The organism is Streptomyces sp. bgisy159 (assembly GCF_057707805.1).
Window position 1 is genome coordinate 33659 of record NZ_JBYIQX010000008.1, and the last position, 14192, is coordinate 47850.

At 73.0% G+C, this 14192-nt stretch carries 14 protein-coding genes; 8 read left to right on the forward strand and 6 right to left on the reverse strand.

Features of this window, described 5'->3' with window-relative positions; translation table 11 throughout:
• Positions 1–29 precede the first annotated feature (29 nt).
• On the reverse strand, positions 30–893 hold the full coding sequence (locus AC3ET3_RS10625; protein WP_432136057.1) for an MHYT domain-containing protein: 864 nt from the start codon (positions 891–893) through the stop codon (positions 30–32).
• 270 nt (positions 894–1163) lie between these two features.
• Here AC3ET3_RS10625 and AC3ET3_RS10630 point away from each other — a divergent pair, with 270 nt between their 5' ends.
• The 4 genes from AC3ET3_RS10630 (at position 1164) to AC3ET3_RS10645 (ending at position 4703) form a co-directional block, all read left to right on the forward strand.
• Positions 1164–2036 (forward strand): glycerophosphodiester phosphodiesterase, encoded by an 873-nt coding sequence (locus AC3ET3_RS10630; RefSeq protein ID WP_432136056.1) that lies wholly within the window; start codon positions 1164–1166, stop codon positions 2034–2036.
• A 46-nt stretch (positions 2037–2082) separates the two neighbouring features.
• Positions 2083–2637 (forward strand): methylated-DNA--[protein]-cysteine S-methyltransferase, encoded by a 555-nt coding sequence (locus AC3ET3_RS10635; protein ID WP_432136055.1) that lies wholly within the window; start codon positions 2083–2085, stop codon positions 2635–2637.
• 84 nt (positions 2638–2721) lie between these two features.
• Complete coding sequence (locus tag AC3ET3_RS10640; protein ID WP_432156583.1) at positions 2722–3630, forward strand: pseudouridine-5'-phosphate glycosidase; 909 nt, start codon at positions 2722–2724, stop codon at positions 3628–3630.
• 83 nt (positions 3631–3713) lie between these two features.
• Positions 3714–4703 (forward strand): carbohydrate kinase family protein, encoded by a 990-nt coding sequence (locus tag AC3ET3_RS10645; protein ID WP_432136084.1) that lies wholly within the window; start codon positions 3714–3716, stop codon positions 4701–4703.
• Between the two features lie 96 nt (positions 4704–4799).
• Here AC3ET3_RS10645 and AC3ET3_RS10650 read toward each other — a convergent pair whose 3' ends face one another.
• Positions 4800–5591: a methyltransferase domain-containing protein gene (locus AC3ET3_RS10650; RefSeq protein WP_432136053.1), complete on the reverse strand. Its 792-nt coding sequence runs from the start codon at positions 5589–5591 to the stop codon at positions 4800–4802.
• A 208-nt stretch (positions 5592–5799) separates the two neighbouring features.
• Between AC3ET3_RS10650 and AC3ET3_RS10655 the strand changes: the two genes are divergently transcribed.
• Positions 5800–6927 (forward strand): magnesium and cobalt transport protein CorA, encoded by a 1128-nt coding sequence (locus tag AC3ET3_RS10655; protein WP_435612016.1) that lies wholly within the window; start codon positions 5800–5802, stop codon positions 6925–6927.
• Positions 6928–6963: 36 nt separating this feature from the next.
• Here the strand turns inward: AC3ET3_RS10655 and AC3ET3_RS10660 are convergent, their stop codons facing one another.
• Positions 6964–7398, reverse strand: coding sequence for a CBS domain-containing protein (locus tag AC3ET3_RS10660; protein WP_432156584.1), 435 nt, complete (start codon positions 7396–7398; stop codon positions 6964–6966).
• A gap of 101 nt (positions 7399–7499) precedes the next feature.
• Entirely contained in the window at positions 7500–8141 is a 642-nt protein-coding gene (locus tag AC3ET3_RS10665) for a nucleoside/nucleotide kinase family protein (RefSeq protein WP_432156585.1), read from the reverse strand.
• A gap of 323 nt (positions 8142–8464) precedes the next feature.
• Between AC3ET3_RS10665 and AC3ET3_RS10670 the strand changes: the two genes are divergently transcribed.
• The 3 genes from AC3ET3_RS10670 to pdxR all read left to right on the forward strand — a co-directional run bounded on the left by AC3ET3_RS10670 (position 8465) and on the right by pdxR (position 12678).
• On the forward strand, positions 8465–9232 hold the full coding sequence (locus tag AC3ET3_RS10670) for a DUF2293 domain-containing protein (protein WP_435612017.1): 768 nt from the start codon (positions 8465–8467) through the stop codon (positions 9230–9232).
• 169 nt (positions 9233–9401) lie between these two features.
• Positions 9402–10889: a glutamate synthase subunit beta gene (locus AC3ET3_RS10675; RefSeq protein WP_432156587.1), complete on the forward strand. Its 1488-nt coding sequence runs from the start codon at positions 9402–9404 to the stop codon at positions 10887–10889.
• 151 nt (positions 10890–11040) lie between these two features.
• Positions 11041–12678, forward strand: a complete 1638-nt coding sequence (gene pdxR / locus AC3ET3_RS10680; RefSeq protein ID WP_435612018.1) for a MocR-like pyridoxine biosynthesis transcription factor PdxR — start codon at positions 11041–11043, stop codon at positions 12676–12678.
• A 201-nt stretch (positions 12679–12879) separates the two neighbouring features.
• Here pdxR and AC3ET3_RS10685 read toward each other — a convergent pair whose 3' ends face one another.
• Both AC3ET3_RS10685 and AC3ET3_RS10690 read right to left on the reverse strand, forming a co-directional pair.
• The gene (locus AC3ET3_RS10685; protein ID WP_057580268.1) at positions 12880–13134 is read right to left on the reverse strand and encodes a DUF397 domain-containing protein; all 255 of its coding nucleotides are present in this window, start codon (positions 13132–13134) and stop codon (positions 12880–12882) included.
• A complete protein-coding gene (locus AC3ET3_RS10690) occupies positions 13135–13995 on the reverse strand; it encodes a helix-turn-helix domain-containing protein (RefSeq protein WP_432136047.1) in 861 nt (286 codons plus the stop codon).
• Between the last annotated feature and the right edge of the window lie 197 nt (positions 13996–14192).

The following is a 14192-nucleotide window of genomic DNA, read 5'->3' on the forward strand; positions in this document are numbered from 1 at the left end:
TACGACCCGCCACTGACAACGGGGTCCGGTCAGCGATTCTGCGGGGCCCGGTGGCCGTGCGCGAGGTCGCGGCGCGGGATGCGCGGGGACGGGCGGCGGCGGGTGCGGGCGGACGGCTCGTGGGCAGGGACACCGGGTTCGTGCTCGACGCGGGCGGCGGGCCGGCCCGTGGCCATCAGCGGGTCGAACAGGACGACGGCTCCGGCGAGGCAGAGGAAGGCGAGCGGGCCGATCAGCATGGGCGCGAGGACGGCGGCGGAGGAGTCGCCCACGGCCGGCGCGCCGCTGCCGTGGAGGTGGACACTCATGGCGGCCATGCCGGTGTAGTGCATACCGCTGACGGCGACTCCCATCACCAGGCTCGCGCAGACGCTCCACCTCAGGCCCCTGACCTGTACGGCGGCCCACAAGGCGACGGTCGCGGCGCCCATCGCGATGACGACGGACAGGGCGACGGTGACGGTGTTGTACTCCAGGGTGCCGTTCAGCCGCAGTCCCGCCATGCCCAGGTAGTGCATGGAGGCGATACCCAGGCCGGTCACGGTGCCGCCGGTGAACAGCGCCGCTCCGGCGGCCCCCCGGTAGCCGACGATGAAGACGCCGACGCCGACCATGAGGACCGCGACGCCCAGACTGGCGAAGGTCATGGGCTTGTCGTACTGGATCGGTGCGCCGCGCACGGTGAAGCCCATCATGGCGACGAAGTGCATGGTCCATATGCCGGAGCCGATCGCCGCCGCACCGAGGGCCAGCCAGCCGGGGCGCCAGGAGCGGGCCACCACCAGGGCTCTGGTCGTGCAGCGCAGGCCCAGGGCCCCGCCCAGGCAGGCCATGAGATAGGCCACCAGCGGGGTGACGAGTCCGTAGTTGAAGCCGTCGACCGTGCCTTGCATGCCCGGCTGCCCCTCCGCCCTGTCGACGTGTCCGAAAAGCGCCCCCTCCCCGGGACCGCGGGGAGCGGTCAGGGGTGACGCAGAGAGTAACCCCCACCGGATTGGTCGAACGATTCTCCGGCGAAGAAACACGGTCTTGCCCCACATGTGCCGCCTCAGTGAGCGGGAGTGGGCGACTCTCTCCACCGTGCGGCAGTCCGACACACCCCGTCCGTGACTCTCTGCTGTCAGAGTTGAGCTGTCCGTGATCGCTCGACGCGAGGAGTACGCATGCACACGCGTGCACTTGCCGCCCTGTCCACCGCTCTCCTGGGCGTCGTCGCCCTCCTGCTCCCCGCGCCGCACGCCCGGGCCGGGACGGTGTCCCTGCCGACGGTGGTCGCCCACCGGGGTGCCGCCGCCTACGCCCCCGAGAACACCCTGGCCGCCGTGGACGAGGCCGCGGAACTGGGCATCCGTTGGGTGGAGAACGACGTCCAGCGCACCCTGGACGGCGAACTCGTGGTCATCCACGACGACAGTCTCCGCCGTACGACCGACGCGGAGGAGGTCTTCCCCAGCCGTGCTCCGTGGAAGGTGGGGGACTTCACGGCCGCCGAGATCGCGCGGCTGGACGCGGGCAGCTGGTTCTCCCCCGCGTACGCGGGCACACGCGTGCCGACGCTGGAGCAGTACCTGCGGCAGGTCGAGTCCCATCGGCAGCGGCTGGTCCTGGAGGTCAAGAATCCCTCGCTGTACCCGGGGATCGAGCAGGACATCCTCAAGGCGCTCGGCGACGCGGGGTGGCTCGACGAACGGCACCTCGACGGCCGGCTGATCGTGCAGAGCTTCGATCTGGACAGCCTGCACGCCGTGCGGGCCCTGGAGCCGGCTGTCAGGACCGGATTCCTCGGGGCGCCTGCCGAGACGGAGCTGTCCCGGTACGCGGCGGTGGCCGATCTGGTGAATCCGCCCTACACCGCCGTGTCGCAGGCGTACGTGTCGGCGCTGCGCGAGCACGTCGGCCCGCACGGGGACCCCCTGCGGGTCTTCGCGTGGACGGTGGACGACCCCGGCACCGTCCGCGACCTCGTCCGGGACGGCGTCGACGGCATCATCAGCAACAAGCCCGACGTGGTGCGGCGGGCCCTGTACCTGCGCTGACCCCGTGCGCGGCGGCGTTGTCGGTGGCAGGCCGTACGGTGGGCGCATGGACAGCCACGGACAGGACGAGCAGCGCGTCGTGTGGACCGTCGTCGGTACCGACATCGGGCCGCTGCTGCTCGCGGCGACCGGCGCGGGTCTGGTCAACGTCGTCTTCCACGCGGACGGGGCGAGGCGCGAGAAGGCTCTGGCCCAGCTCGCCGAACGCCTGGCCGCGGTGCCCGTCGAGGCACCCGGTGCCCCGCTGCTCGCGGAGGCGATACGCCAGGTCGAGGCCTACTTCGCCGGTGCCCGGCAGGCCTTCGAGCTACCGCTGGACTGGTCTTTGACAGGGGGCTTCAACCGGCAGGTGCTGCGCGAGCTGGCCGCCGGTGTGCCGTACGGGACGGTGGTCGGCTACGGCGACCTCGCCCGGCGGGTGGGGCAGCCGGGGGCGGCCCAGGCGGTGGGCACGGCGATGGGCGCCAATCCGCTGCCGGTGGTGGTGCCCTGTCACCGGGTCGTGGAGAGCGACGGCGGGATCGGGGGCTTCGGGGGCGGTCTGGAGGCCAAGCGCAGGCTGCTCGCCCTGGAGGGCGTGCTGCCCGAGCCGCTGTTCTGAGAGTGTCCTCCCACAGGCCGGGGGTTTGACGGGGGCTGCCGCCCGCCAGAGATGAGGGAGAACCGTCGGACAGGAGGCAGGCGCGTGACCCTGGTGGTGTCGGAAGAGGTTCGGGAAGCGGTCGACGCCCGTCGACCGGTGGTGGCCTTGGAGTCCACGATCATCGCGCAGGGGCTTCCCCGCCCGCGCAACCTGCAGGTCGCCCTGGAGCTGGAGGCGGTGGTGCGCGCGGAGGGCGCCGTGCCGGCGACCGTCGCGGTCCTGGACGGGCGGCCGCACGTCGGTCTGGACAAGGAGCAGGTGGAGCGGATCGCCAACGAGGACGGCATCCGCAAACTGGGTCACCGTGACCTGGCGCTCGCGCTCGCCCGCGCGGCGAGCGGCGCGACGACCGTGTCGGCGACCGCGCTGCTGGCGGCCCTGGCCGGGGTGCGGGTGTTCGCGACCGGCGGGCTCGGCGGGGTGCACCGTGAGTGGACGGCCACGCAGGACGAGTCGGCCGACCTGGGACTGCTGGCGCGCACCCGGATCACGGTGGTGTGCGCGGGCGTGAAGTCGATCCTGGACGTGCCGGCGACGCTGCAACGACTGGAGACACTGGGCGTCGCCGTCGCCGGGTACGGCACGGACCGCTTCCCCGGCTTCTACCTGTCGGACTCCGGGCAGCCGGTGGACTGGACGCTGGACACGCCGGAACAGGTCGCCCGGGTGATGCACGCGCAGGACGCGCTGGGCGCGCCGCAGTCGGCACTGATCGTCGCCAACCCCGTCCCGCAGGACGAGCAGTTGGATCCCGACCTGCACGCCCGGGTGCTCGCTGACGCGCTGCGGGCATGCGAGGAGAAGGGCGTCACCGGTCAATCGGTGACCCCGTTCCTCCTCGACTATCTGATGCGGCACACCGGCGGGGCGTCGCTGGAGGCCAATCTGGCCGCGGTGCGTGGCAACGTGCGTGTGGCGGCACGGATCGCGGCGGCCTGGGCCGCCTCGTGAGCAGGCGGCGGGACGACCGCGGCCCGCTGGAATCGGCGGGGAACGACAAGGGGGCGGAGAGCGGGGCCGGTGGCGCGGTCGGCATGCGCCGACGGGCCGTCGGGGGCCGCTCGGCGGACGGCGCCGGTCGGGCAGGCAGCGGGGCCCTGCTGGTCGTCGGCGATGTGGTGACCGATGTCGTCGCCCGGTACCGGGGACCGCTCGCGACGGGAACCGACACGGCGGCCGCGATCCGGACGCTGCCCGGTGGGGCGGGTGCCAACGTGGCGTGCTGGGCCGCGCATTGGGGATGCGCGGACGTGCGGCTGCTGGGCCGTGTCGGCTCGGACGCGGCGGCGTGGCACGAGCGGGAGCTGGCCGCCTGCGGGGTGCGGCCCCGGCTCGTCGTGGACGCCGACGCGCCGACCGGGACGGTGGTCTGCCTCGTCGACACGGGTGCGGCGGCGGAGCGGACGTTCCTCACCGACAGCGGGGCCTCGCTGCGGCTGGAGCCCGCCGACTGGTCCGACGCGCTGCTCGACGGTGTGACCGGACTGCACCTTTCCGGATACCTGCTGTTCTCCGCGTCCGGCCGGGCAGTGATGCGGGTCGCGCTGGAGGCGGCCCGCACGCGCGACGTGCCGGTGAGCCTCGATCCGGCGTCGGCGGGTTTCCTTGCCGAGCTGGGCGTCGACCGCTTCCTCACGCTCGCCGACGGGGTGGACGTCCTGCTGCCGAGCCGGGACGAGGCGTGTCTCCTCGCCGGAGTACCGGAGACGGCGGCCGCGGCGGCCGAGCTGAGCCGACGCTTCCCGATGGTGGTGGCCAAGCGGGGCGCTGAGGGCGCGCTGCTCGCCCGAGACGGCGGCGTCGTCACGGAGGTGCCCGCCGCCCCGGCCGAACCTCACGACACCACGGGAGCCGGCGACGCGTTCACCGGGGCGTTCCTGGCGGCACTGCTCGCCGGAGCGGCCCCCGAGGTGGCGGTGGCGCAGGGGTGTCTGGCCGGAGCGCGGGCGGTGGAGCGGTCCGGCGGCAGACCGGCCCCCACGACCCGGCGCGCGCGCTTCCCGTCCGCAGCGCCTGTGGGATGAGCCCGCTGCGGACGACGGGGCGAGAGCGACCTCATCGCGTCAGGCCGGGTACCGCCGTACGTCGACGCCGTGTTCAGCCGTCGCGGCCGGAGACGGCTACCTCTTCCTGCCCCACGCCGAGATCATCGGTGCGGTGGCCAGGTCCATGCTCCCGGACGCCAGGTTGGCGAGATGGTCGTCGATGTCCTGTCGGCCGGCGAGTCCGGCGGCGACTAGGTCGGGGCCGATCTGCCGGATCGTCGCGGATTCGAGGGCCGCGCAGGCCGGCGAGGTCAGGGGGAAGCACGCGTCGGCCTCGACACCCCGGAGCCCGGCCTCGCGCAGGAGGCGGGGCAGCCGCCTGCCGTAGGAGAGGTCGGCACCGCGGTCGGCGAGGAGGGTACGGAAGCCGTGGCGCAGCCGGTTGGCGAGCCGCTGCTCGGGCCCGTGCTCGTCGGGGCAGGCCAGCGGTTGGAGGGCGGGGTCGGCGTCCTCGACCAGAAGCCGTCCGCCGGGCCGCAGCGCCTTGATCATCGACCGCAGCGCACGTTCCCGGTCGGGCACATGCACCAGCACGAGCCGGGCGTGCACCAGGTCGAAGCCTTCCGCCGGCGGTTCCTGGGCGCCCACGTCGTGGACGCGGACCTCGACCGGTGGCCGGGCGGCGGCCAGGCGCGAGGTGTCGACATCGGTCGCGATCACCTTGCCGGTCGGCCCCACCTTCTTCGCCAGCCAGGACACCACCGAGGGGCCGCCGGCGCCGACCTCCCAGCAGCGCCAGCCGGGTCCGACGCCCAGTCGTTCGAGGTGCCGGAAGGTCGTGGGGTCGAAGAGGACGGCGAAGGCGTCGAAGCGCTCGCCCGCCTCGGGGCGCTCGTTGTCGAGGAGATATCCGTCGGTTCGCGTCATGCAGCGATCATCCCAGTCGTCCCGGTTTCGCAGGGTGGTCGACGCGTCGGGGAGCCGTCCGACGTCGCCGAAGTCCCGTTGTCCACAGGGGGGAACAAAGCGGAATCGACCCTTTCCACAGGCTTGCCCGTGGATTCCGCCCGGCTGGCAGACTGACAGGCCAAGGCGCGGGAACGCGGTGCGAGGAGATCCACACGAGGAGATCCAGATGACCATGGCAGGGAATCTGCGGAGGGTCACCGGCCTCAGCAGGGTCGGTGGACTGCGCAGGGTGGCGCGACTGGCCCGGCGCAGGGCGCGGGTCGACCTCAGTCACCCCGCGCGCTCCCCGCTGGGTTCGTCGGTGGTGAACTGCGTGACGTACCGGGACGGGGTGCGGACACCGGGCGACGGGACGCTGACGGAGAGAGTGGCCCGGGTCCGCGACAGCGGCCACGGCTTCGTCTGGCTGGGGCTGCACGAGCCGACGAACGAGGAGTTCGCGGACATCGCCGAGCTGTTCGATCTGCATCCGCTGGCGGTCGAGGACGCGATCGAGGCGCACCAGCGGCCGAAGGTGGAGCGGTACGGCGAGACGCTGTTCGCGGTGTTCAAGACGGTCTGCTACGTCGAACACGAGGAGCTGACGGCGACGAGCGAGGTCGTCGACACCGGCGAGATCATGGTGTTCATGGGGCACGACTTCGCGATCTCGGTGCGGCACGGCCGGCATGGCTCGCTGGGGCCGCTGCGCGAGGAGCTGGAGTCCGAGCCCGAGCAACTCGCCAAGGGCCCCTCTGCCGTGCTGCACGCGATCGCGGACCATGTGGTCGACGAGTACCTCACTGTCACCGACTCGGTGCACGAGGACATCGAGCAGATGGAGACGGAGGTCTTCTCCGAGGACGGGGCACGGACCGACCCGGGCCGCATCTACCAGCTCAAACGGGAACTGCTGGAGCTGAAGCGGGCCGTGGTGCCGCTGGGCCGCCCGCTGCTGGAGCTGGCGGACCGTCCGATGCGTGTGGTGGATCCGGAGATACAGGCGTACTTCCGGGATGTCTCCGACCATCTGCTGCGGGCGGCCGAGCAGATCGCCGCGTTCGACGAGCTGGTCAACTCGATCCTGCAGGCGCATCTCGCCCAGGTGACGGTCGCCCAGAACGAGGACATGCGGAAGATCACGGCATGGGCCGCGGTGGTGGCCGTGCCGACGATGGTCTGCGGGATGTACGGGATGAACTTCGAGCACATGCCGGAGCTGCACTGGAAGTACGGCTATCCGCTCGTCATGGGCGTGATATCCGTCGCCTGCCTGGTGCTGTACCGGGGGTTTCGGCGCAACGGCTGGCTCTGACGCCGGTCGGCGCCTGAGCCGGGCCGTCGCGGGACGTCAGTGCGGGGAGGGCGTGGTCCTGGCGTAGACGCTCTCGGCCCAGCCGGCCAACTGTTCCTCGCTGAGATGCCGGGTGAGGTCCGCCTCGCTGATCATGCCGACCAGCCGCTTGTCGTCGATCACCGGGAGCCGACGGATCTGGTGCTCCTTCATCTCCTGGAGAACCTCGCTGATGTCGGCGTTCGCGTCGATCCAGCGGGGCGTGCCGCGGGCCATCTCGCCGGCGGTGACCTCGGCCGGGTCGTGGCCCATGGCGACGCAGCCGACGACGATGTCTCGGTCCGTGAGGATGCCGCAGAGCCGTTCGTCGGCATCGCTGATGGGAAGGGCGCCGACGTTGAGTTCACGCATCAGCTGGGCGGCGCGGTCGAGGGTTTCGTGGGCGGGGATCCACTGGGCGCCCCGGTGCATGATGTCACCGGCGGTGGTCATGGGGTACCTCCTGGTGCCGGACGGCCGGCGCGGCGCAGAGCGCGCCGCTGTCCCGGCGCCCTACATTCTCGCCGGGCCGGACGGCGCCCGCATGTCGGCGGTCAGGCGGGCCCGCCGTTCCACGCGGGGTGCCGGGGGTCGTCGGCGCGGACCAGGACGTCGGCCGTGGCGGCGGGGTCGGCCTCGTTGTCGTAGCGCTCGAAGGCCGGAAGTGTCCACTGCTCGGGCTCCGGGGTGCGGCGGCGCAGCGCGGGCGGGGAGAGCAGGAGGTGGACGGTCAGGTCGAAGGGGAACCAGTGGCGCAGCAGGAGGGGGCCGTGGAGCAACAGGACGCCGCCGGGCGGGAGTCGGACGTAGGCGCTGCGGGTGGCGCGGTCGGTGACCGGGTCCCACAGGTCGGGCAGGATCCGCCCGTCGCCGCCGGGTTCGAGCGGCCCGAACACCTCCCGCCACAGGGCGCCGGTGTCGAACCAGCCGCCGTAGTAGGCCTCCAGGTCGTGGTGGCCGTACTCCAGGCGGACCGAGGCGGGGCGCAGGAAGCCGTGGGTGTCGACCACACGGGAGGGACGCCCCCGGACGCGCAGTGCCTCGGCGACGCGGTCGGCGAGGTCGCCGGGGCGGGCAGCGGGCGCCCCGTCCAGGGCGACGCGGGGCCAGGCGCCGCCGTCGGCGGGTTCCAGGTCGAGCAGTCGTTCGGCGAGGCGGTCGCCGAGCCGGTCCCAGGTGATCGCTTCGAGTCGCACACGGCCATGATGCGTCAGTTCCCGTCCCGCTCACCGTTCGGCCCGGTGTCCCGGCCTCGGGCATCGGCCCGGCTCAAGGGCCGCTGTGCCCGAGAGCCGCCCCGCGTCGGCGCGATGCTCGCCGAGGCCCTGGTGCTGCTGGTCGCGGACCACGAGACGACCACGGACATGATCTCCCTCGGCGTCTTCGCCCGGCTCCGGCACCCGGGTGGGACACCGACCCGTGCGCGACGGGATCACGGCACCTTCGCCGCGCCGTGCCCGGTGCCGGTCGCCCCCCCGGTGGACGCGTGGGGCGCGGGCCGACAGGGGAATGAAGGCGTATGGAACCGACCGCCCCCGTCCCGACGCAGTCGGTGACCGCCGCTGCGGCTCCTTCCGGGCGGGGCGGCGGGCCTCTCGTCCTCCAGCCGGTCCGGCGCCGGCACTGTGCCGCCTGCCGACGCGGTCCGCTGTCGCTGCTCGTCCTGGAAGGAGGCGCACCCCGGTGCCTGGACTGCGCGGATCTGGGGCACCTGGTGTTCCTGCCGCGTGGGGACACGGCACTGACCCGCCGGTCGCGCGAAGAGAGCACGCTGTCGGCGGTCGTCGTGCGGTTCAACCGGCGCAAGGCCCGCTACGAACGGCAGGGCGTCCTCGTCGAGGAGGCGGCGCGCGCCCGCGCCGAGGCACGCTGTCTGGCGGACGCGGAGGCCCGGCGGCGGCGCCGGGCGCGGGACGCACGGCGGCGATCGGCGCTGGACGAACGGTTCATCGCGGCCTTCGCGGCGGAGATCCGGCGGCTTTTCCCGGGCTGCCCGTCGGATCGCGCGAGCGAGATAGCCGCGCACGCCTCCGTGCGCGGCAGCGGACGGGTGGGGCGCAGCGCCGCCGGCCGCGCGCTGTCCGAGGGGGCGGTGGTGTCGGCTGTCGTGGCGTCCGTGCGGCATGTGGACACGCCGTACGACCGTCTGCTGATGAACGGGATGGTGCGACACGAGGCGCGGCGGCGGATCGCGCCGGCGGTGGAGGAGGTGCTGCACCTGTGGCGGGGCGGGGAGCCTCTGGAGGGAAGAAGGGGCACGGAAGGAAGCGGGCGTCGGGGGCAGTGACCCGGGGACCGAGGCTGCACGCAGGGGTGGTGGTATCCGGGAGGAGGGCTGACCGGCGCGGGCGGGTGGGGCATGGCTTCTGCGGGTCGGCGGGGTCGGACGTATCGTGGCCGGAAGAGTGCCACCCGATGACGCTCGGCCTGCCGCACGCGTGAGCGAGGAAGACGCCATGGCCGATCCCAAGGGATTCATGACCACTCCCCGCCGGGACTGGCCGTACCGACCGGTTCACGAACGGGTACGGGACTGGGACGAGGTGCACGCCCCCGGGGCACTGTTGCCCATCATCGGCAAGCAGGCCGACCGCTGCATGGACTGCGGCATTCCCTTCTGTCACGACGCCTGCCCGCTGGGCAATCTGATCCCGGAGTGGAACGACCTGGTCGCGCGGTCGGACTGGCGGGCGGCGAGTGATCGGCTGCACGCCACGAACAACTTCCCGGAGTTCACCGGACGGTTGTGTCCGGCGCCGTGTGAGGCGGGGTGCGTGCTGGCGATCAACCAGCCCGCCGTCACGATCAAGAACGTGGAGTGCGCGATCGCCGATCGGGCCTGGGAGGAGGACTTCGTTCCGCCGCGGCCGCCGGAGCGACTGTCGGGGCGGACGGTGGCGGTCGTCGGCTCGGGGCCGACCGGGCTGGCCGCCGCGCAGCAGCTGACCCGGGCGGGCCACACCGTGGCGGTGCACGAGAAGGACGACCGGATCGGCGGCCTGCTGCGCTACGGCATCCCCGAGTTCAAGATGGAGAAACGCCATCTGGAGCGGCGTATCGACCAGATGCGCGCCGAGGGGACCAGATTCCGTACGTCGACGGCCGTGGGGCGGGACATCGGTGCCGCGGAGCTGCGGACGCGCTACGACGCGGTGGTGATCGCCACCGGGGCGACGGCGTGGCGGGAACTGCCGGTTCCGGGGAGGGAGTTGGCCGGTATCCACCAGGCGATGGAGTATCTGCCGCTGGCCAATCGGGTGTGCGCGGGCGATCTGGCGGTGTCACCGCTGTCGGCAGTCGGCAAGCACGTGGTGATCGTGGGCGGCGGTGACACGGGAGCGGACTGTCTGGGCACCGCGGTCCGCGAGGGTGCCGCGTCGGTGACACAGCTGGACATCCACATCCAGCCGGGCGCCGAGCGGGACGAGGCCGCCGAGCCCTGGCCGACCTATCCCAGGATCTACCGGCTGTCGGCGGCGCACGAGGAGGCACGCGAGCTGGGGACCGCACCGGCCGCGGACGCCGACGCCCGGCTGTTCGCGGCCTCGACGCTCCGCTTCACGGGGGACGCGGCCGGGCACGTACGGGCGCTGCACCTGGTGGAGGTGGACGCCGGGCGGCGTCCGGTGACCGGCACCGGGCGGACGCTCCCCGCAGACCTGGTACTGCTCGCCCTGGGCTTCTCGGGGCCCGATCGGGAGGACGGAATCGTGGAGCAGCTGGGGCTTGCGCTGGAGCCGCGCGGGACGATCACCCGCGACCGCGGCTTCGCGACGAACGTCCCCGGGGTGTTCGCCGCCGGGGACGCCGCGCGCGGGCAGTCGCTGGTCGTGTGGGCGATCGCGGAGGGGCGGGCGGTGGCCGCCGCCGTGGACCGCCATCTGACGGGCAGTTCGCGGCTGCCCGCGCCTATCTCGCCGTACGACCGGCCGATGACCGTCTGAGGGGTCACCGGCGCTCGTCGGCGTCCCGCCTTCGTCGCCGCCGTCCCCTTCACGGCCGCCCGTAACCATCCTCACGGCCGCCCGCAACCGAAGATGTCGTCATGTCCTTCCGCCCAGGCCACCGAAAAGACCGCCGGTAGGGTGCTGGGCCATGGAGGAACCGTGGGTCAACCCCGTGGAGCGGATCGGCGCCGACCTGCATCTGGAGCTTGCCGGGCCGGGCGGGCGACGGGCTGCACTCATCCGGGCGCTGCGGGAGGCCGTGCGCGACGGGCGGCTCGCCCCGGGCACCCGGCTGCCGCCGTACCGTTCTCTCGCCGCCGACCTCGGGGTCGCCCGCAACACGGTCGCCGACGCCTACGCGGAACTGGTGGCGGAGGGGTGGCTCAGCGCCCGGCAGGGCTCGGGCACCCGGGTCGCGATGGGGCCGCCCGCCCCACCTCTCGGACGGTCGGGGCGGCTGCGGCCCCCGGCAGCGAACGCGCGCGGACGCGGGCCGTCGCCGACACGCGCGCGTGGGCCGCACCACGACCTCAGGCAGGGCATACCTGACGCGTCGGCGTTCCCCCGCTCGGCCTGGCTGGCCTCGTACCGGCGGGCGCTGCAGCAGGCCCCCAACGAGGTGTTCGGGCCGGGCGACCCGGCCGGTCGGCGCGAGCTGCGTGAGGCGCTCACGGAGTACCTGGCACGCGCGCGGGGCGTCCGCACGACACCGGAGCGCATCGTGATCTGTTCGGGTTTCGCGCACGCGGTTCGGCTGCTGTTCGGCCAGGGCGCGGGCGGTGTACTGCGTGGCCCGCTGGCCGTGGAGGCGTACGGCCTGCCCTTCCACCGGGCGCTGCTGGCGACGGCCGGGGTACGCACCGTGCCGCTGCCGTTGGACGAACACGGCGCCCGCGTGGAGCGGCTGGCGCGGGAGCGGGCCGTACTGCTCACCCCCGCCCACCAGTTCCCGACCGGCGGCCCGCTGCACCCGGCCCGCAGGGCGGCGGTGATCGACTGGGCCCGCGCGCGGGGTGCGGTGATCGTGGAGGACGACTACGACGGGGAGTTCCGCTACGACCGCAGACCGGTCGGTGCCGTGCAGGGACTCGATCCCGACCACGTGGTCTACGTCGGCTCGGTCAGCAAGAGTCTCTCGCCCGCGCTGCGGCTGGGCTGGCTGGTGCTACCGGAGCGGTACGTCGACGGAGTACTGGCGGCCAAGGGCGAGCGTGAGGGCTGGGCGAGCGTCCCGGACCAGCTGTGCCTGGCGGACTTCATCGGGCGCGGAGCCTACGACCGGCATGTACGCGGGATGCGGCAGCGGTACCGCAGCCGCCGGGACCGGCTGGTCACGGCGCTCGCCACGCATGCGCCGCACGTCCGGGTCACGGGGGTGGCGGCGGGGCTGCACGCCGTGCTGCGGCTGCCGGCCGGCACCGAGCGGGCCACCGTGGCGGCGGCGGCCCGGCACGGAGTCGCACTGGACGGCCTCGCCGACTTCCGCCACCCCTCGGCCCCCGCGATCGGGGCCCCCGCAGCGGCCGAAGCAACAGCGCGCAAGGGACGGGGCAATAGGGCGGCGGTGACCGGAGTACCCACGGCCACCGGGGAAGCCGCTGGCGCCACCGCAGACACCGCACACACCGCAGACACCGAGTTTGCCGACACATCGGGGACCGACGGAGCCGGCGCGGGCCGCGAGGCAGGGGACGGCATCGTGGTCGGGTACGCCGCGCCCGCCGAGCACGCGTACGAGGCCGCTCTGGAGGCCCTGTGCGCCGTGCTGCCCGACGCCAGGCGGTGACCTTGTCGTCCCGGCCCAGCGCCTGCCGCTCGGCGCGGGCGGCTTGGCGCCGGCCACTCGGCGCGGGCGGCGAGCACAGGCCGCGGTCGGGCGGGCAGGCAGGGAGCGTGTGTTGGGCGCCGAGTCGGAGGGGCCACGGGGTTCGCGGTTCGTGGTGCGGCGCCGGACAAGGGGTGTGGCTCAGCAAGAACGGCAATCAGTTCACGACAGCAGGAAGTCCGCCTCTCCCGCCTTGGCACCCTCGATGAATGCGGTCATCTCGTCGGTGGTGTAGATCAGCGCCGGGCCGTCCGGATCGGTGGACTGCCGCACGGCGATCCGGCCGTCGGCGAGCTTCATCGCTTCCAGGCAGTTCCCGCCGTTGCCGCCGCTCCACGGCTTGTGCCAGCCCTCGCTGCCCAAGTCCCGCGCGGGCATGCCGTTGTAGACCCGTTTGCGCGGCTTGATGCGATCCATTCACAGCTCCTTGCGGAGATCCCGGAGGATCTCCTTCGTGCGATGTGCCGTAGCGGCCTGCGCCGCCATGCGGTCCATGACCTCCAGGTGAGTGGCCACCTCGGAGCGCGCGTCGAGGTAGACGGCGCCGGTCAGGTACTCGCTGTAGACCATGTCCGGAAGCTCCGGAACGGCGAATCGGAACAGCACGAAGGGCCCGTACGTGCCGGGGTGCGGTCCGCTCGCGAAGGGGGCGACCTGCAGTGTCACGTTGGGCAGCTTCGTGGCGTCGAGCAGTTTGCCGATCTGCGCGCGCATCACCTCCGGGCCGCCGACCGGGCGGCGCAGCACCGTCTCGTCCATGACCACCCACAGCCGGGGCGCGTCCTCGCGGGTGAGCAGGTCCTGGCGCCGCATGCGCAGGTCGACGAGGCGTTCGATGTCCTCCGGCCGGGTCTGGCCGATGGCGCCGGACCGCAGCACCCCGCGCGCGTAGTCCTCGGTCTGCAGCAGGCCGGGCACGAAGTGCGGCTCGTACTGGCGGATCAGGCTCGCCGCGCCCTCCAGGCTGACGTGCATGGAGAACCAGCCGGGCAGGACGTCATGGAAGCGCTGCCACCAGCCGGGCCTGTTGGCCTCCTCGGCGAGCTGGACGAACCCTTCGGCCTCCTCGTCGCCGACTCCGTAGGCCTTCAGCAGCAGTTGCAGGTACGGGATCTTGAGACCGACCTCGGCCATCTCCATCCGGCGGACGGTGGCGGGCGCGACGCGGAGGATGCGGGCGGCTTCCTCACGCCTGAGGCCGGCGCGTTCCCGCAGATCCAGCAGGCGCCGCCCCAGGACCACCTGGCCCACGGTCGGCGCGGACCGCGGTTCGCTCACGCTCCACCTCCCGAACTCCACGTACTCGCACGGTCACGCGCTCGTCCGCGCGCGAAAAGAATCCCGACAGCCCTGCGGCGCCATGCGAAGACCTGTTCGAAATTCCGTACGGATCCGTACCGAACTCCGGCGATCCCAACTGGCGCCGCGGGACGTGCTGTTGCGAGCAGTGTGCCACGCCCCTCCACCGCGTCACA